Origin of the sequence: Hominilimicola fabiformis (genome assembly GCF_020687385.1) — a bacterium.
GTDB classification, from domain to species: domain Bacteria; phylum Bacillota; class Clostridia; order UBA1381; family UBA1381; genus Hominilimicola; species Hominilimicola fabiformis.
The window spans coordinates 86,585-104,074 of the sequence record NZ_JAJEQM010000012.1 but is presented as its reverse complement, the minus strand read 5'-3'; the positions used below and the strand labels follow the sequence as shown (position 1 = coordinate 104,074).

Here is a 17,490-nt window from a genome sequence, read left to right as displayed (position 1 = left end):
GAAATTTGTCTTGTTGTCATACCTTTTGCCGACATAGCAATGATTTTTTGTTCTATTTCTGATATGTCCTTCTTTCGCTTAGGGACTATCTGCGGTTCAAAATCACCGTCACGGTCTTGTGGAACATCAATAGGGATTTCCCCATAAGAACTACGAAGTTTTTTTTGTTTTACTCCATTTCGATAATCCGGATTGTCACTGCGTTCATATTCATCATAACCTAAATGCTCATCCAGTTCAGCTTCCATCATTTCCTGAATAGTACCGCCTAATAGATCCTTTAATGCCTCTTGAATATCTTCTGCTGTTTTGATGTCATATTCCTGAATCAATCCGGCAATGATATTCTTCTTTCCTTCACTCATTCTTTCTCGTCTACGTCTTGCCATAAAAAAATTCCTCCTATGATTTATTTATATTCTATCATAGAAGGATTCTTTTTTACAGACTTTTTCTCACACTCTCATCAAAATGGGATTTTTTTGTGTTTATTAATCTTTAGGAACTAGTTTTACTTTAAGAGTGCTACTAATTTCGATTGAAGAACCACTTTCTAATTTAGCATTGTGATATTCTTTAATACGACCTTCAATGCCCTCAATATCCATTCCTTCCATTATATCATATGAACCATCAGCGTCGAAAGTAGTAAACACACCTCGTCCATCGGTTACTACAATATCATATTTTCCGATAGGCACATCATCCGGCACGTCATAATGACCGGCGGTAAGTTCATATTTTGAAGAGTTAAATCCAAGATTTAACGAACACGCAGTTGTTGAGAGCAACAACAATAAAGATAAAGTGATTGTTAATATTTTTTTCATATGCAAAATCTCCATTCTGTATAATACTAATTTTTTGGAACTAATTGAACTTTAAGGTTATAATTTATGGTTATAGAATTGCCGTCTTTTAATGATGCGTTCTTACGTTCTTTGATAGCATTTGAATTTTCTTCGGCATTTGAACTCATACGTTCATCTATAAAATTGTCGTTTCCGTCCAGTATAAATTCGCCATCTCCGCTTATAGCTATAATGTCATATTTGCCAGCCGGAATATCGCCCGGAATTTCATAATCGCCGGCGGTAAGTTCATATGTAGAATTATTGTCAGCAGATTGATTTTCTGTTGGGCTTGGTGTTGAATTTTGCGTAGGTTTTGGAGTGTCCTTTTTTTCGGAACTTTCTAACTGTGCTTTGAGTTTTTCGTTTTCTTTTTTTAATGCCTCAAGCTCAGAATTGAATCCGCATGCGGTTGTGGACAATATCAAGGCTGCAGACAATATGATTGTCAGTAATTTTTTCATATTTAAAATCTCCATTCAAAATAAATTTAAAACATATTAATCTTTAGGATTTAATTGAACTCTAAGAGTTCCACTGATTTCGAGTGCTTTTCCGTCAAGTAATTTAGCGTTTTTATATTCTTTAATATAGAATTCATCATCGGCATCAACTCCAAGCCTTTCACATGTTTGGGTATGTCCATCTTCTCTTTTTATTGTGAAATTGCCGCTGCCGCTTATAGCTACAACGTCATATTTACCTGCCGGAATATCGGCAGGGCAATCGTAGTTGCCGGCGGTAAATTCGTAAGCATTGTCGGAGTTTGGCTGAGTATCTGAAGTTTTTTGTTCCTCTGATTTTTCAGTCGGTTTTTCGGTTGGTTTTTCAGTTGGCTTTTCAGTCGGTTTTTCCTCTGTGTCTGATAACTGTGATTTTAATTGTTCGTTTGCTTGCTTTAGTGCCTCAAGTTCGGAATTTGTTCCGCATGCGGTTGTTGACAACAATAAAGCTACTGACAATGCCACTGTTAATATTTTTTTCATAATATAAACACCTCTTTTGATTAAAAACTAAATGCTTTGAACATACTTGAAACAGATGCCAATACTACAAAGTACCACACTATACTTAAAACTATACCAGTACAAAAACCGATTAAAGCCCATTTGCCGTATTCTTTAGCTGATATAGGAGTGTCTTTGCTTTGAACAACAAATAAAATCAGCCCGACAAGTGGGATAAAGAACGACAATACTTTCAATCCTGCTGACGGTGTATCGTCTATTACTTTGGCTCTGTGTTGTGTTGCACCGCAGTTTGGACATATATCAGCCTTTTCACTAATCATAGTGCCGCACTCTCTGCAAAATGATTTGTGGAGCGGTTCAAATTGTTGCTGATTTTCAGATGTTACATTTGTGTTTTCTGTTTGATTTTCCATTGTAATTTCCTCCTACTACATATAGTATTATTTTTATGGTATTAAAAATATATGGTTAAATAGTATTCTTATATGTATTCAATATAAGAATATAGGATTATTTTAGCATAGAATATATAATTATGTCAAGAGGAGGAATTACATTGAGAAAATTTGAACCAATAAAACCCGAAAAAGAAGTTATTTCGCTTAGATTGGATACCAGAATGTTACAGGAAATTAACGATTGGGCTATGGAAATTGATATAAGCCGAAATGAATTTATAAATCAATGTATAGATTTTGCATTGAAAAATATAGATACAGAATTGATAGAACAAGTGGAAAGAAGACATAATGGCAGAGGTGGAATGAGTCGTAGACTCAGAACAGGGTTTGAAGATGATGAAAAAGAAAAAGACGAGGAATGATTGTTTCCTCGTCTTTTCTTGAATTATGTGTGCTTTTTTACATAGTATATGATTTTCTAAGCATTTGAATTTCTTTTTTATAACCGTCAAGTTCATTCGGAGTTTCAAGCAAAATCGGAATACCCTGTAATTTAGGGTGGTTGATAATCTTAACCATAGTATCAAAACCGATACTGCCTTCACCGATTTTTTCGTGTCTGTCTTTATGGCTTGCAAAAGGATTTTTGCTGTCGTTCATATGAATTGCTTTTAATCTGTCAAGACCGATAATTCTGTCGAACTCATCAAGAACACCGTCAAGGTCATTGACAATATCATATCCGCCGTCGTAAATATGGCAAGTATCCATACACACGCCCATTTTATTATCAAGTTTAACACCGTCAAGAATTTCTTTCAATTCTTCAAAACTGCGACCTATTTCAGTACCTTTACCCGCCATTGTTTCAAGCAAAACAGTTGTTGTCATATCGGGTGTAAGTACAGTATTAAGCTGTTTTACAATAAAATCAATTCCGATTTCGACGCCTTGTCCGACGTGACTGCCGGGGTGGAAGTTGTACAGCTGGTTTGGTGTATACTCCATACGTCTTAAATCGTCAGCCATTGTATTTAAGGCAAATTCGCGAGTTTCTTCTTTATTGGAACACGCATTAAGCGTATACGGTGCGTGAGCGAGAATTTGTGAAAAATTATTTTCTTTCATAAATTCGAGAAAACTTTTTACGTCCTGTTCGTCAATAGCTTTCGCTTTACCTCCGCGTGGATTACGCGTGAAAAATTGAAAAGTATTTGCGTCAATGCTCTTTGCCTCTTTACCCATATTCATATAGCCTTTTGCGGCTGACAAGTGACAACCTATATTTAACATTCTGATTTCCTCCTATAATATACTTGCATTAATAACATTATTATAGTATAATTGAAAAATAAAATCAACAATAAAAATTAGGAGAAATATTTAATGATTACAGTAACAAACGTAAGTCTGAATTTCAGCGGACAAAATCTGTTTTCGGACGTTAATTTAAAATTCACACCGGGCAACTGCTACGGCGTAATCGGTGCAAACGGTGCGGGAAAATCGACTTTTCTTAAAATTCTTTCGGGTGAACTTGATTCGACAACCGGTGAAGTGTCTATCGACCCAAATTGTCGTATGTCGGTTTTGAAACAGGACCACTTTGCATATGACGAGTACACTGTACTTGATACGATTATTATGGGTAACAAGCGTCTTTATGATATTATGAAAGAAAAAGACGCGTTGTATGAAAAAGAAGATTTCTCGGACGAGGACGGTATAAAAGCGGCTGAACTGGAGGCGGAATTTGCGGAAATGGACGGTTGGGAGGCTGATTCCAATGCATCAAAGTTAATGCAGGGTCTTGGACTTGACGAAAGTATTATGTATTCGCAGATGGCTGACCTTGGCGGTAACGAAAAGGTTAAAGTCCTTTTGGCACAGGCATTGTTCGGTGACCCTGACATTATCCTTCTTGACGAGCCTACAAACCACCTTGATTTGCAGGCTATTGAATGGCTTGAAGATTTCTTGCTTGATTACGAGGGTACAGTCATAGTTGTATCGCATGACAGATATTTCCTTAATGTTGTGTGTACGCATATCGTTGATATTGACTATTCAAAGGTTAAGATGTATGTCGGTAACTATGAGTTCTGGTACGAGTCAAGTCAGATGATGGAAAGACTTATCAAGCAACAAAATAAAAAAGCTGAAGAAAAAATTAAAGAATTGCAGACTTTTATTCAGCGATTCTCTGCGAACAAGTCGAAATCAAAACAGGCTACAAGCCGTAAGAAAATGCTTGATAAACTTACAGTTGAAGAATTGCCTGCGTCATCAAGACGTTATCCGTTTGTGGGCTTTGATATGGACAGAGAAGCGGGACGCGATTTGCTTACCGTTGACGGACTTTCAAAGACTGTAAACGGTGAAAAACTTCTTAATAATATATCATTCACACTAAATCATGACGATAAGATTGCCATAATAGGTGAAAACGAAATTGCAATCACTGCGCTTATGCAAATACTTGCCGGTGAAGATGAGCCGGACGAGGGTACTGTTAAGTGGGGCGTAAGTACGTCAAGAAGTTATTTTCCTAAAGATAACTCTAAGTATTTTGACGGCTGTGAACTAAATCTTGTGGATTGGCTAAGACAATACAGTGCGGCAGGCTTTGAAACTCAAAACGAATCGTATATAAGAGGATTTTTGGGAAGAATGTTGTTCTCGGGTGATGATGTATTCAAACAGGTAAACGTGCTTTCCGGTGGCGAGAAAGTCAGATGTATGCTTTCAAGAATGATGTTGTACGGATCAAACATACTTATACTTGACCAGCCTACAAACCACCTTGACCTTGAGTCAATCACTGCGGTAAACAACGGCTTGAAAGCGTTCAAGGGAAACGTTATATTTGCGTCACACGACCACGAATTTGTGAATACCGTTGCAAACAGAATTATTGATATTCGTGAGGACGGCACAATCGTGGACAGAATGTGTACATTTGACGAGTATATCGAAATGAAAAGAGGTAACTAAATGAAATTTGAAAATACAGAGGTTTACGGCTTTAAACGTGCGCTTAAAGGTATGAGAAACCCTCTTGAATCATGGCGTAAAAATGATACGGTTGAGGAGAACGGAAAAGTCGTAATCGGTGAAAACGATTTAGATTTGGCGCAAAGACTTATAAAATCAGGCAGTGAACACAGAAAATTTATGCGTCAGATTTTTGTGTCGGTTGATATAACAGGTCCGCTTTATTGGTGGAAAGAATTTGATACGTATAAGGTCGGTACAACCGCGAACAGTACATCGACAATGCACAAACTTGCGTCAACACCTATTACTGCCGAGTGTTTTGAAATTGACGATTACAATTCAGATCTTGATTATGACGGCACAAAACTTGGTGATGTGATAGACAAGCATATAGAATTTTTGGAAAGTATGCGTGTAAAGTATCTTGAAACAAAGGATAAGGCATATTGGAAAGAGCTTATCAGATGGTTGCCGTCAGCATGGCAGCAGACAAGAACCGTTACAATGACATACGAAAATCTTTTGGCGATGTGTTCAAAAGGTCAGAGAAGATTTCACAAATTGACAGAATGGTCAAAGTCATTCATCGATTGGGCGAGAACACTTCCGTATGCACAGGAATTGATATTTCCTGATGAAACAGAATGAAAATAATTGCGGCGGTTGATGAAAAGTGGGGCATTGGCAAAGGTATGAATTTGCTGTTCCGCATATCCGAGGATATGGAATTTTTTAAAGAGAAAACAATGGGTAAGACGGTTGTTATGGGCAGAAAGACGTTGGAGAGCTTCCCTAACGCAAAACCGCTTAAAAATCGAAAAAATGTTGTACTTACAACCGACAAAAATTTCAAGTGCGACGGTACGGAGATTGTTCACGGCATAAAAACGATTGTCGAAAAGTACGGCGGTGACGATACTTTCGTCATAGGCGGCGGTGAGGTTTACAAACAGCTTTTGCCGTATTGCGACAGCGCGTATATAACAAAGGTGTTTTCCGACGGCAATGCCGATGTCTTTATCGATAACCTTGATGAAAATGAAATGTGGGAACTGGGTAATGTGTCCGAAAAATACGTTGAAAACGGCATTTCTTTTGCATTTTACACTTATATAAACAAAAATCCTCAATCGCATTTTGAACAAAAAACACTGTAAATTACACATTGAATTTATGAAAAACACTTTAAAAAGTTTGTGAAATATGATATTATATAGATAATGATTATTATGCTTTAATAGATAGGTAAAGTATATATAAAAGAGGGAGGATAACTAAATGCTTAAAAATTCAAAGAAAAAACTAAGAAAGTTAGGTGCATTTTCTTTGGTTCTTGCTCAGGTTGCGGCAGTGGGAGTAGTTGCTCCTATGACAAGTGCAAGTGCATTTGCCGGCAGTGCAATCACAAGAAACATGGAAAACCTTGATAGAGGTGTCGTTGCAACAAAAACTAACGACGGTGTACTTATTTCATGGAGAAGATTGGCAACAGAGCCTGCTGACACTACATTTACTCTTTACAGAAACCAAGAAAAGATTAACGAAGGTGCGGTTACAAACTTTGTTGACGCATCAGGTACTGTAAACGATAAGTATACAGTAGTTGCAAACGGCCAAATGTCAGACAGCGTAGGCGTATGGGAGAACGGATACCTTGATATTCCTTTGGCTAAAGCTCCTGAAAGTGACGTTTTACAAATGGACAGAAACGGCATATACTACGGTTCATATACACCGGGTGACTCATCATACGGTGACCTTGACGGTGACGGACAATATGAAATCGTAATGCTATGGAGCCCTTCAGACGCTAAGGACGCCGCTACAGGCGGCAGAACCGGTAAGGTTTATATGGATGCTTACAAACTTGACGGTACTCAGCTTTGGAGAATTGACATGGGTTACAATATCCGTGCAGGACAACACGATACTCATCTTAACGTAGCCGATTTTGACGGTGACGGCAGAGCAGAAGTTATGGTAAGAACTGCTGACGGTACTGTTGACGGTCAAGGTAACGTAATCGGTGACGCATCAAAGGGTGAAACATACGAAAACAGCTGGGCTGCTCTAAACGACGGTAAAAACTTGCAAGGCCCGCTTTATGTAACGTGTTTCGACGGTGAAACAGGTAAGGCTCTTGACACAATAGATTATTTCCCGAACAATACTGTAGGCTCAAATGCTGCATCACTAACATTCGGTGATGACTTCGGTAACCGTTCGGAAAGATATAACAGTACAATAGCTTATATTGACGGTCAGTCACCGTCTGCTGTATTTGCAAGAGGTTATTACTTCGGTAAGGGTATCTCAACTCCTAACGGACGTACAGGTGCCGCTGCATACAGCTTTAAGAACGGCAAGCTAAAGATGGAATGGTCATTTGATACAGCCGAATCAAAGAATAACGGCTATATCGGTCAAGGTAACCACCAAATTGAAGCAGGTGACGTTGACGGCGACGGTAAGGACGAAATTCTTTACGGCGCTTTGACATGGGATAACGACGGTTCAATTCTATGGTGTACATATCAAGAACACGGTGATGCTATGCACCTTGGTGACTTCGACCCAACTAAAGAAGGTCTTGAATGGTTAAAAGCTTATGAGGATTACAGTGCAGACAGTGAAGTGTTTGATTTGAAAGGTCCACAACTTTCTCCATACATCACATCTAATACAATATTTAAAAATTCGGCTGCAGCTGCTGCTCAAGGCGCTCCTAATGATCGTCATCAATGGGGTATTTCACTTCAAAACGCTAAGACAGGCGAATTCTATCAAATTCACAACGGTATCAAAGATACAGGTCGTGCTATGATTGCCAATATCGGTTACGGCGATTCTTGGTACGCTATGTGGGGTGCAGGTTCATCAGGTTACTGGGACAGCAACGGTAACGAACTTCCTGATCTAAAGGCTGCTATGAACGGCAGAATTTATTGGACGGGCGACTTACAGGATGAACTTCAAGACCACAACGGTGCAGGTAAAGAAATTACTGTAACAAAGTGGAATGACAATACAAAGACATTCGATAAGATTTTCGAGGGTAAGGGTTCACACTCAATCAACTCAACAAAGGGTAATCCGAACCTACAAGCTGACTTGTTAGGTGACTGGAGAGAAGAAATTGTTTCTTACGCAATCACAGGTCAAGACACAAAGAAAGAAAAGACAACAATCAAGGGTAACTTTGATAAGGATGTTGAAGTTGAATTAGATAAGACTGTATATCAATATTCTCTAAGACTATATGAAACACCATATGCAACAAATTATAACTTCTATACACTTGCACATGATGATATTTACAGAAACTCATCAGCAACAGATACAAACTGTTACAACCAACCGCCACATATCAGCTGGTATATGAACGACCATATTGCTAATTCACAGTACACAACTCAACCGGACGCAAATGTTAAACTTGTTTCAAATTCATACAAGGCAAAGGCATTTGACGAATCTGCTCTACCTGTTGCAGGTTCAACACCATCAACAGATTCACCGTTCGTTGACGTTGTAGGTCACTGGGGTAAGACATACATCGATAAGATGTATAAAGCAGGCGTTATCAACGGTATGGACGATACACACTTCGCTCCTGACGGAACTGTAACAAAGGGTCAGTTTGCAACACTTATCGTAAACGCTCTAAAGATTGATACAGATTCATCATTGGCAAGCGAACACTGGGCAATGCCATTCGTAAAAGCCGCTCAAAACGCTAACCTAATTGCAGAAGATATTCCGTTCACTGTTGAAGATTTCGATAAGGAAATTTCAAGAGAAGAAATGGCATCAATGGTTGCTAAGGCTGCCGCATATAAAAATGTTGAGGCTAAGGCTGCCGATAAGAAATTTACAGACGCATCAGACATCGCAGCATGGGCTGTTGAAGATGTAAACAATGCAGTTGGTTTGGGTATTATCAACGGTATGGATGACGGTTCATTCCAACCAAAGGCTAATGCAACAAGAGCACAGGCTGCTACAATGCTTTCAATGCTTTGGGATTTAATTAAATAAATCATAAAACAATATTAAAATCGGACGCGTATGCGTCCGATTTTTTTGTGATTTTTAAAATATTTGAGAAATATATTGTAAAAAAATTATTGTTATAGTATAATAAATGAGAAATTTGTGTTTGAGGTAAAAATAATATGAGAATGAGAAAAAAGAAAAATTGTGACGCAAGAATGGAACGTTGCAGTGATATTTGGATAAAAGAGCCTGAAAAATATAAGGGGAAATGGGCGGAACGTTTCGGTAACGATAATCCTATTCATATTGAAATCGGTTGCGGTAAGGGTAATTTTATTGTCGGTATGGCGAAAATGTACCCTGATGTGAATTTTATTGCGATTGAAAAGGTTGAGGACGTTATAGTTATGGCTATGGAAAAAACTGTGGCAGCTGAACTTACAAACGTTTTGTTTATGGATATGGATGCGGAAAAAATTGAAGATATATTTGAATTTGGCGAGATAAGACGTATTTATCTTAATTTTTCTGACCCTTGGAAGAAAAACAAACAGGCAAAACGCAGACTTACTCATAAGCGTTTCCTTGACAGATATAAAGCCGTGCTTAAACAGGGCGATTATATTTGGTTTAAAACCGATAATAAGGCTTTGTTTGATTTTTCGCTTAACTCATTTGCGGAGGAAAATTTCAAGCTTGAAAATATCAGCCTTGATTTGCATAATTCAAAGTTTGAAGGCAACGTTATGACTGAATATGAACAACGCTTCTCTGAACAGGGTATGCCGATATACCGTCTTGAGGCGACATATCTCGGTTGGGAAGACAACCGAAAAAAAGAAAGCTAACAGAGAAGATAAAAAATAACAGTATGGCAAGCACCCTACTGTTATTTTTTGAACTGTAAAACAAGTTCTTTATCTTCTTTTGATATTCTTAACGATTCACGAATTTTTCGTACCGCCATATTTTGAGTGATTGCGTTTAAATCGTTGCTTTCAAGAAATTTCATTGTTTTATCTCTGCACTTTGCGGCGGCTGTTGCAACGAGCCAGCCTTGCATCATTTGAACATAGTAGAAATCTGAATTTACCGAGTTGACGTATGACAGAACTTTGTCGATATATTCATCGGTCAAATAAAATTCCATAAGGCAATTAAAACCGAAACGCACAATCCAGGGATTTTCGTTGTAGATAAAATATTCAACGTCATTTAAAAATTCATCTAAATATTTCTTCAATCCCTTAAATGAAACAATGTCGCAAGTTTCCCAACTTGTAATTTGAGCAACGTATTGCTTTATATAGCCGAGCATTTCGTGATAATCGCATTTTATGAGCGACATAACCAAGCCTTTAATCATAATTTCTTCACGGTATGCGTTGTTTTTGCAATTAAGGAATGACGCGTAGTCACCTTTTGAAATAGCTTTAGCCGTTTGACGCAAGATGGGTACACGAATACCGATAGATTGCGTTCCGCCGGGAACAAGCGAGTCACTGAATTTTTTGTATTTTTCGTCAGCCAATGTTTTTAAGTATTCCGCAAATTCGTCATAATCTGATTGCGTCCATATTTCTTTTGTAAGCTCCATTATTTGTCCTTTCTTTGTCTGAAAATAAAAGAGTTGTTTTGGAATAAATCTAAAACAACTCTTAAAATCAATTATTCACCGAAACCGTCAGGGTGAGTTGACTGCCATCGCCAGCTGTCAGCACACATTTCGTCAATACCTCTCTTAGCCTCCCAGCCAAGTTCAGCCTTTGCCTTTGCAGGATCTGCATAACATTCGGCAATATCGCCCGGTCTTCTTGGGTCGATTTGATAAGGAATTTCCTTACCGCAAGCCTTTGAGAATGCCTTAACAATGTCAAGAACGCTGTAACCGTTACCTGTACCAAGGTTGTAGATGTGTACGCCTTCCTTGTCTGAACAATGTTCAATAGCCTTAACGTGACCGATTGCAAGGTCAACAACGTGGATATAGTCACGAACGCCTGTACCGTCAGGAGTAGGGTAATCGTTACCGAATACGTGAACTTTTTCAAGTTTACCTACTGCAACTTGTGCAATGTACGGAAGTAAGTTGTTCGGAATACCCTTAGGGTCTTCACCCATAATACCGCTTTCGTGAGCACCGATTGGGTTGAAGTAACGAAGAAGTGTTACAGATAGCTTTGGATTAGCTTTTTGAGCGTCTGTCATAATTCTTTCGATAAATAGTTTTGTTGTTCCGTAAGGATTTGTTGTAAGAATTTTGTCGCCTTTGTTGTCAGTTTCAACAATAGGAACTCTTTCAGGATCGCCGTAAACAGTAGCTGATGATGAGAATACGATGTTGTTGCAGTCGTATTTTTCCATAGCCTGCATAAGGTGAAGTGTACCTGTGATGTTGTTATCATAATATGTAAGCGGTATTCTTGTAGATTCGCCGACTGCCTTTAGACCGGCAAAGTGAATAACTGCGTCGATTTTATTTTCTGCAAATACCTTTTCTGTTGCCTCTTTGTCAAGCAAGTCTACTTTGTAGAACGGAAAATCCTTTCCTGTAAGTTTTTTTACTGCGTCAAGGCATTTTTCACTTGCGTTGTAAAGATTGTCAAGTACGACAATTTCATAACCTGCATTTAAAAGTTCGACACAAGTGTGGCTGCCTATGTATCCTGCACCGCCTGTTACCAATATTTTCATTAGCGATTCCTCCCTATATTTATTTAATTTTATTATATACCAATATAAAGCATTTTTCAATACTGAAAATATTTTTGTCGGGATTTTATAAAAATATGTGTGACGTCGGGACAGCGTCCCTTACGAACGAAATTTTATTTATTCGGGCGACCAATGGTCGCCCCTACGTAATATTATCGTTTTGCCGCCCCTCAGTCAACTGCGTTGACAGCTCCCTTCAAGGGGAGCCTAAAAAGCCTCTCCTTGAGGAGATGTGGCACGAAGTGACGGAGTGGTGGCATTTATCACCCATTAACAAAACCGCCTATATTCCATATTATATTAATATAAAAAAGAAAGGAATGATATTTATGGAATATAACAGAGCGAATGCGGTTGCATATGCGAAAAAGTGGGCATACGGAAGAAATCCGAAATACTATGATTTTTCTGATTTGGGCGGTGATTGTACAAACTTTGCGTCACAGTGCATATATGCCGGCAGCGGCGTTATGAACTACACGCCGACATACGGTTGGTACTACATTTCTGTAAACAACAGAGCGCCGGCATGGACAGGAGTTGACGAATTATACAGATTTTTAACCACCAACCGCGGTGCAGGACCGAGAGCGATATTAACCGATTTATCACAAATTCAAAACGGCGACATTATTCAGCTGCAATTTACCGACAAAGAAAGATTTGACCATTCTCCGGTTGTGGTTGACGCAGGAAACAGAACACCGCAGTCAATTCTTGTTGCGGCACATTCGTATGATGCGGATTGCAGACCGCTGTCGTCATACCGATATATAAAGATACGTCCGTTACATATTACGAATGTAGGCGAGTGAAAATATTAATATTAATGCACATTTTTCATTGAATATTTTTAGAAAAAGTGATAAAATAAAAAGGATATTGATTTTTCACAAAAGAGGTGTTTTGTATTGAAAAAACTATTTCCGTTTCTGAAACCGTACAGGCTTCAGCTTACAGTCGGACCGTTTTTTAAATTGTCCGAAGCGATGTTGGAGTTGCTAATTCCGACTCTTATGGCTTTGCTGATTGATAACGGAGTTAACATGGGTAACAGAAGTTATATTATTAAAATGGGTATATTAATGCTTGTCATTGCGACATTCGGTGTAATATTTGCGTTTATATGTCAGTACAGTGCGTCTATCGCGTCACAGGGATTCGGTACAGATGTGCGTAATGCGATGTTCAAAAAAATCGGTACACTGTCATTCGCACAGCTTGATAAGTTTGGTACGCCGTCACTTATAAACAGAATTACAGGTGACGTTACTCAACTTCAATCAGCGGTTGCAATGCTTATACGTCTTGTAATCCGTGCGCCGTTTCTGTGCGTCGGCGGACTTGTTATGGCGATTATGATTGACTTAAAGTTGTCGATTATATTTATGATTGTCATACCGCTGTTTATACTCGTACTTTTCCTTGTAATGTTCAAGGCAGTACCGCTTTATAAATCTGTTCAGAAAAAGCTTGACTCGCTTACTTTGGTACTTCGTGAAAATCTTTCCGGTGTGCGTGTAATTCGTGCGTTTGCAGGCGTAAAACGTGAAAAAGAAAGATTTAACGACAGAAATACAGATTACGCAAATACAGCTATAAGAGTCGGTAAAATTGCCGCACTTACCAATCCGCTTACTACTATTATAATGAATCTTGCGGCTATTGCGGTTATTTATTTCGGCGGTATTCGTGTAAACACAGGTCATCTTTCGCAGGGTGAAGTTATCGCGTTTATCAACTACATTACGCAAATTCTAAACGCTATGATAGTCGTTGCAAACCTTGTTGTTTTGTACACAAAGGCATATGCGTCGGCTTTGCGTGTGGGGGAAGTTCTTGAAACAGAGCCGCTTATTGAATACGGCGAAAAGAATACTACTCAAAACGGTGAAAATGCGGTTGAATTTAAAAACGTATCATTGACATATACAGGAAGTAAAGTACCGTCTGTCGATAATATTAATTTGACGATTAAAAAGGGTGAAACAATCGGTATTATCGGCGGTACAGGTTCCGGTAAGAGTACACTTATAAGCCTTATACCGCGTTTTTATGACGCGACAAAGGGTGAAGTGCTTATTGACGGCGTGGATATAAAGAAATACGATGAGGACACGCTTAGAAAGACAGTTGCGGTTGTACAGCAGAGAGCGGCACTTTTCTCAGGTACAATAGCGGACAATCTTCATATGGCAAAGGCAGACGCAACGTTGGAAGAAATGCGTCATGCGGCTGATACGGCGCAGGCAACCGAATTTATCGACAGACTTGAAAAAGGTTTTGATACATTCGTTTCACAAGGCGGTAACAACCTTTCGGGCGGTCAAAAACAGCGTATTACAATCGCACGTGCGTTAATCAAAAATTCGCCTATACTTATTTTGGACGACAGCGCCAGCGCACTTGACTATGCGACAGACGCAAATTTAAGACGTGCTATTAAAGAAAATACCGACAGTCAGACGGTTATAATCGTGTCACAGCGTGTAAATTCGGTGAAAGACGCGGACAGAATTGCGGTTATGGACGACGGTGAAATTGTCGGAATAGGTACACACAAAGAACTTGTTGATACTTGCGATATTTACAGGGAAATTTGTTACTCACAGGAACAGCTTGACTAAGAAAGGGGTAAAACGATGAAAAACAATAAAACACTTTCAAAGCTTAACTCTTATATTGCGGGTAACAGAAAATATCTTATTTTGGTTATAATATCGGCATTGCTTGCAAACATATTTATGCTTGTTGCACCGTATATTTCGGGTAGAGCTATCGACTTTATCAAAGGCGAAAATAACGTAGATTTTCCTATGGTTGCGAAAATTATAGGAATACTTTTTGCGGTTTATGTGCTTAATGCTTTGTTTACATGGGGAATGACAGTGTTTACAAACGCACTTTCAAACCATTCGATTGAAAAAATGCGTAAAGACGCATTTGGCAAAATTTCAAAATTGCCGCTTAAATTTTTTGACGGTCATTCACACGGCGATATTATCAGCCGTCTTACAAACGACATAGACGCAGTTTCCGAAGGCCTTTTGCAGGGAATTACACAGCTGTTTTCGGGTATCGTAACGGTTGTCGGTTCGCTTGTCTTGATGTTCTTGCTTGACTGGAGAATAACACTTTGTGTTATTGTTATTACGATTATTTGTATATTCGTTTCAAAAGCGATTGCGACTAATTCGGGTAAAATGTTCAGATTACAGGCACAGACTATCGGTGAACTTAACGGTTATGTTTCGGAAACGGTCGGCAATTTAAAGGTTGTCAAGGCATTTGGTTATGAGGACAAGAGCAGTGAAGTATTCGGCGAGATAAACGCACGTCTTTACGACTGCGGTCAAAAGGCTCAATTCTACTCATCGCTTGTCAATCCGACTACAAGATATATCAATAACCTTGCGTATATTTCTGTCGGTGTTCTTGGCGGACTTGCCGCACTTGCGGGACATTTGTCGGTAGGTATAATATCAAGTTTCTTGATTTATGCTACACAGTTTGCACGTCCGATTAACGATATGACAAGTATTTTAACTCAACTTCAATCTGCACAGGCAGCGGCGGCAAGAATTTTCGCGCTTGGCGAAATTGAGCCTGAAACACCTGACGAGGACAGACCCGAACTTGAAGTTAAAAACGGTGAAGTTATGTTTAAAGACGTTGATTTCTCATATAATAAGGATAAAGAACTTATCAAAGACTTGAATATTGTTGCAAAACCGGGTCAAAGAGTAGCAATAGTCGGACCTACGGGTGCAGGTAAAACAACTATCGTAAATCTTTTGATGAACTTCTACGGTGTGGATAAGGGTACTATATTCGTTGACGGACAGGCTATTGATTCTGTTCAGCGTGACAGCTTGCGTAAGAATTTCGGTATGGTACTTCAAGATACTTGGTTGTTTGCGGGTACTGTAAAAGAAAATATCGCATACGGTAAAGAGGGTGCGACAGAAGAAGAAATTATAAATGCCGCAAAGGCTGCGTCTGCACACGGCTTTATCAAGCGTTTGCCGAGCGGCTATGATACAATGATTACAGAGGACGGCGGAAATTTGTCGAGCGGTCAAAAACAGCTTTTGACTATTGCGCGTGCGATGTTGTCAGATCCTAAAATACTTATTCTTGACGAGGCAACTTCAAATGTCGATACAATGACGGAGCAGAGAATACAAAAGGCATTCCTAAAGATGATGGAAGGCAGAACAAGCTTTATTATCGCTCACCGTCTTTCAACAATTCGTGAGGCTGATTTAATTCTTGTTATGGACAAGGGCAGAATTATTGAACAGGGTACTCACAATGAATTGCTTGCAAAGAATGGATTTTATACAAAACTATATAACAGCTAATTTATTTGGTGTGCGTGAAAATGCACACCAAATTTTGCATTGGGTAGGAGGTCAAATATGGAATACGGACTTGTCTTAGCCGGCGGCGGTGTCAGAGGGGCATATCAGATTGGTGTATGGAAAGCACTTAAAGAACTGAAAATTAAAGTTTCGGCGGTGTCGGGTGTTTCAATCGGTGCGGTAAACGGTGCGCTTTTCGTGCAAGGCAGTAAAACAAAAGCCGAAAGATTATGGAACAAAATTGCGATTGACGATATTATATCGTTGCCGAAAGAAATGGAGAATGACGAAAATCTTTTTAAAGTCAAAAACTTAATGAAAATCGCAAAAGAAATTTACAGTAACAACGGACTTGATATGTCACCGCTTGAAAATCTGTTAAATGAAATAGTCGACGAGGATAAAATTCGTAATTCCGAAATTGATTTCGGTATAGCGACTTTTTCACTTTCGGAGAAAAGCGAAAATTATTATTTTATCAAAGATATACCTTACGGCAAACTGACCGAATACCTTATGGCGAGTGCGTGCTTTCCGGGATTTAAGGCGAGGACGATCGACGAAAAGAAATTTATAGACGGCGGCGTGTCAAACAATATGCCGATTAATATGCTGCTTGAAAAAGGGATTGACAATATTATTGCGATAGACGTAAAGGGAGTGGGTTTTTACAGAACTTTTAATCTTGCCGGTAAGAATGTGATAAATATTAAATGCTCACGTCCGCAGACGGGGACGTTTGATTTTGACAGGGACGGAATAAGAAAAAGCATACAGGACGGATATTACGACTGTATGAAAGCGTTCGGCAAATTCAGCGGCGTTTTGTACAGTTTTAAAGCAAGAGATTACGCAGCTGCAAGAAGATTATATTCAAAGGAGCTTATTGAGGGTATTGAAATTGCGGCGAATATATTCGGCGTAAATCCGTACAAACTGTATACGATTGATGAACTTGTCGGTGCGGTTATGAATGAATATTTTGAATATGTCCGTCAGCATAACGGCGAAATATCGGGCGGTGTGTTTGAAAAAATAAAAAATGCAGATGAACGGCTGTTTATGACGTGGATTGTTTATGTGCTTGAAAAGGGTAAAAGTGATTTTGTGAAAGAAAAGTTGTCAATACTTGGTGAAAAATATGACGCCGCATCGGCTATTTTATATTTTAAATCACAAAAATGATGTTTGCTAT

At 38.9% G+C, this 17,490-nt stretch carries 18 protein-coding genes; 10 read left to right on the top strand and 8 right to left on the bottom strand.

Annotation, left to right across the window (positions count from 1 at the left end; genetic code table 11):
* From LKE05_RS09535 to LKE05_RS09515, 5 genes are all read right to left on the bottom strand, one after another.
* Nucleotides 1–389, bottom strand: a 389-nt coding sequence (locus LKE05_RS09535; protein WP_308456664.1) for a transposase, incomplete at its 3' end; no start/stop codon positions are given.
* A 102-nt stretch (nucleotides 390–491) separates the two neighbouring features.
* A complete protein-coding gene (locus LKE05_RS09530) occupies nucleotides 492–830 on the bottom strand; it encodes a hypothetical protein (RefSeq protein WP_308456663.1) in 339 nt (112 codons plus the stop codon).
* A 26-nt stretch (nucleotides 831–856) separates the two neighbouring features.
* Nucleotides 857–1,315, bottom strand: coding sequence for a hypothetical protein (locus LKE05_RS09525; RefSeq protein ID WP_308456662.1), 459 nt, complete (start codon nucleotides 1,313–1,315; stop codon nucleotides 857–859).
* Nucleotides 1,316–1,351: 36 nt separating this feature from the next.
* Nucleotides 1,352–1,837: a hypothetical protein gene (locus LKE05_RS09520; protein ID WP_308456661.1), complete on the bottom strand. Its 486-nt coding sequence runs from the start codon at nucleotides 1,835–1,837 to the stop codon at nucleotides 1,352–1,354.
* A 20-nt stretch (nucleotides 1,838–1,857) separates the two neighbouring features.
* Nucleotides 1,858–2,235, bottom strand: coding sequence for a zinc-ribbon domain-containing protein (locus tag LKE05_RS09515; protein ID WP_308456660.1), 378 nt, complete (start codon nucleotides 2,233–2,235; stop codon nucleotides 1,858–1,860).
* 143 nt (nucleotides 2,236–2,378) lie between these two features.
* Here LKE05_RS09515 and LKE05_RS09510 point away from each other — a divergent pair, with 143 nt between their 5' ends.
* On the top strand, nucleotides 2,379–2,645 hold the full coding sequence (locus LKE05_RS09510; RefSeq protein ID WP_147514701.1) for a hypothetical protein: 267 nt from the start codon (nucleotides 2,379–2,381) through the stop codon (nucleotides 2,643–2,645).
* Nucleotides 2,646–2,682: 37 nt separating this feature from the next.
* Here LKE05_RS09510 and LKE05_RS09505 read toward each other — a convergent pair whose 3' ends face one another.
* Nucleotides 2,683–3,516 carry a deoxyribonuclease IV gene (locus LKE05_RS09505; protein ID WP_308456659.1) on the bottom strand — a complete coding sequence of 278 codons (834 nt, stop codon included), beginning with the start codon at nucleotides 3,514–3,516 and terminating at the stop codon, nucleotides 2,683–2,685.
* Nucleotides 3,517–3,609: 93 nt separating this feature from the next.
* Between LKE05_RS09505 and LKE05_RS09500 the strand changes: the two genes are divergently transcribed.
* The 5 genes from LKE05_RS09500 to trmB all read left to right on the top strand — a co-directional run bounded on the left by LKE05_RS09500 (nucleotide 3,610) and on the right by trmB (nucleotide 10,064).
* Nucleotides 3,610–5,217, top strand: a complete 1,608-nt coding sequence (locus LKE05_RS09500) for an ABC-F family ATP-binding cassette domain-containing protein (protein ID WP_117967742.1) — start codon at nucleotides 3,610–3,612, stop codon at nucleotides 5,215–5,217.
* Nucleotides 5,218–5,868, top strand: coding sequence for a hypothetical protein (locus LKE05_RS09495; protein WP_022229320.1), 651 nt, complete (start codon nucleotides 5,218–5,220; stop codon nucleotides 5,866–5,868).
* Nucleotides 5,865–6,377 (top strand): dihydrofolate reductase, encoded by a 513-nt coding sequence (locus tag LKE05_RS09490; RefSeq protein WP_308456658.1) that lies wholly within the window; start codon nucleotides 5,865–5,867, stop codon nucleotides 6,375–6,377. The genes LKE05_RS09495 and LKE05_RS09490 overlap by 4 nt, the downstream gene beginning before the upstream one ends.
* A 121-nt stretch (nucleotides 6,378–6,498) precedes the next feature.
* A complete protein-coding gene (locus tag LKE05_RS09485) occupies nucleotides 6,499–9,258 on the top strand; it encodes a rhamnogalacturonan lyase family protein (RefSeq protein WP_308456657.1) in 2,760 nt (919 codons plus the stop codon).
* A gap of 137 nt (nucleotides 9,259–9,395) precedes the next feature.
* Nucleotides 9,396–10,064: a tRNA (guanosine(46)-N7)-methyltransferase TrmB gene (gene trmB / locus LKE05_RS09480; protein ID WP_022230015.1), complete on the top strand. Its 669-nt coding sequence runs from the start codon at nucleotides 9,396–9,398 to the stop codon at nucleotides 10,062–10,064.
* Between the two features lie 41 nt (nucleotides 10,065–10,105).
* On the opposite strand, the gene LKE05_RS09475 is transcribed toward trmB, so the two are convergent.
* Both LKE05_RS09475 and galE read right to left on the bottom strand, forming a co-directional pair.
* Nucleotides 10,106–10,813 (bottom strand): DNA alkylation repair protein, encoded by a 708-nt coding sequence (locus tag LKE05_RS09475; RefSeq protein WP_308456656.1) that lies wholly within the window; start codon nucleotides 10,811–10,813, stop codon nucleotides 10,106–10,108.
* A gap of 71 nt (nucleotides 10,814–10,884) precedes the next feature.
* Nucleotides 10,885–11,910 carry a UDP-glucose 4-epimerase GalE gene (galE, locus tag LKE05_RS09470; RefSeq protein ID WP_022230013.1) on the bottom strand — a complete coding sequence of 342 codons (1,026 nt, stop codon included), beginning with the start codon at nucleotides 11,908–11,910 and terminating at the stop codon, nucleotides 10,885–10,887.
* A 341-nt stretch (nucleotides 11,911–12,251) separates the two neighbouring features.
* On the opposite strand from galE, the gene LKE05_RS09465 reads away from it, so the two are divergent.
* The 4 genes from LKE05_RS09465 to LKE05_RS09450 all read left to right on the top strand — a co-directional run bounded on the left by LKE05_RS09465 (nucleotide 12,252) and on the right by LKE05_RS09450 (nucleotide 17,480).
* On the top strand, nucleotides 12,252–12,746 hold the full coding sequence (locus LKE05_RS09465) for an amidase domain-containing protein (RefSeq protein ID WP_147514696.1): 495 nt from the start codon (nucleotides 12,252–12,254) through the stop codon (nucleotides 12,744–12,746).
* Nucleotides 12,747–12,842: 96 nt separating this feature from the next.
* Complete coding sequence (locus tag LKE05_RS09460; protein ID WP_308456655.1) at nucleotides 12,843–14,558, top strand: ABC transporter ATP-binding protein; 1,716 nt, start codon at nucleotides 12,843–12,845, stop codon at nucleotides 14,556–14,558.
* A gap of 15 nt (nucleotides 14,559–14,573) precedes the next feature.
* Nucleotides 14,574–16,295 carry an ABC transporter ATP-binding protein gene (locus LKE05_RS09455; RefSeq protein WP_308456654.1) on the top strand — a complete coding sequence of 574 codons (1,722 nt, stop codon included), beginning with the start codon at nucleotides 14,574–14,576 and terminating at the stop codon, nucleotides 16,293–16,295.
* Between the two features lie 57 nt (nucleotides 16,296–16,352).
* On the top strand, nucleotides 16,353–17,480 hold the full coding sequence (locus LKE05_RS09450; RefSeq protein WP_308456653.1) for a patatin-like phospholipase family protein: 1,128 nt from the start codon (nucleotides 16,353–16,355) through the stop codon (nucleotides 17,478–17,480).
* Nucleotides 17,481–17,490: the final 10 nt, after the last annotated feature.

Bases quoted from the DNA above. Each gene is read 5' to 3' on its own strand.
- LKE05_RS09530 (WP_308456663.1), bottom strand. From the start codon at position 830: ATGAAAAAAATATTAACAATCACTTTATCTTTATTGTTGTTGCTCTCA.
- LKE05_RS09525 (WP_308456662.1), bottom strand. From the start codon at position 1,315: ATGAAAAAATTACTGACAATCATATTGTCTGCAGCCTTGATATTGTCC.
- LKE05_RS09465 (WP_147514696.1), top strand. From the start codon at position 12,252: ATGATATTTATGGAATATAACAGAGCGAATGCGGTTGCATATGCGAAA.
- LKE05_RS09490 (WP_308456658.1), top strand. From the start codon at position 5,865: ATGAAAATAATTGCGGCGGTTGATGAAAAGTGGGGCATTGGCAAAGGT.
- trmB (WP_022230015.1), top strand. From the start codon at position 9,396: ATGAGAATGAGAAAAAAGAAAAATTGTGACGCAAGAATGGAACGTTGC.
- LKE05_RS09500 (WP_117967742.1), top strand. From the start codon at position 3,610: ATGATTACAGTAACAAACGTAAGTCTGAATTTCAGCGGACAAAATCTG.
- LKE05_RS09520 (WP_308456661.1), bottom strand. From the start codon at position 1,837: ATGAAAAAAATATTAACAGTGGCATTGTCAGTAGCTTTATTGTTGTCA.
- LKE05_RS09475 (WP_308456656.1), bottom strand. From the start codon at position 10,813: ATGGAGCTTACAAAAGAAATATGGACGCAATCAGATTATGACGAATTT.
- galE (WP_022230013.1), bottom strand. From the start codon at position 11,910: ATGAAAATATTGGTAACAGGCGGTGCAGGATACATAGGCAGCCACACT.
- LKE05_RS09505 (WP_308456659.1), bottom strand. From the start codon at position 3,516: ATGTTAAATATAGGTTGTCACTTGTCAGCCGCAAAAGGCTATATGAAT.
- LKE05_RS09495 (WP_022229320.1), top strand. From the start codon at position 5,218: ATGAAATTTGAAAATACAGAGGTTTACGGCTTTAAACGTGCGCTTAAA.
- LKE05_RS09455 (WP_308456654.1), top strand. From the start codon at position 14,574: ATGAAAAACAATAAAACACTTTCAAAGCTTAACTCTTATATTGCGGGT.
- LKE05_RS09485 (WP_308456657.1), top strand. From the start codon at position 6,499: ATGCTTAAAAATTCAAAGAAAAAACTAAGAAAGTTAGGTGCATTTTCT.
- LKE05_RS09515 (WP_308456660.1), bottom strand. From the start codon at position 2,235: ATGGAAAATCAAACAGAAAACACAAATGTAACATCTGAAAATCAGCAA.
- LKE05_RS09450 (WP_308456653.1), top strand. From the start codon at position 16,353: ATGGAATACGGACTTGTCTTAGCCGGCGGCGGTGTCAGAGGGGCATAT.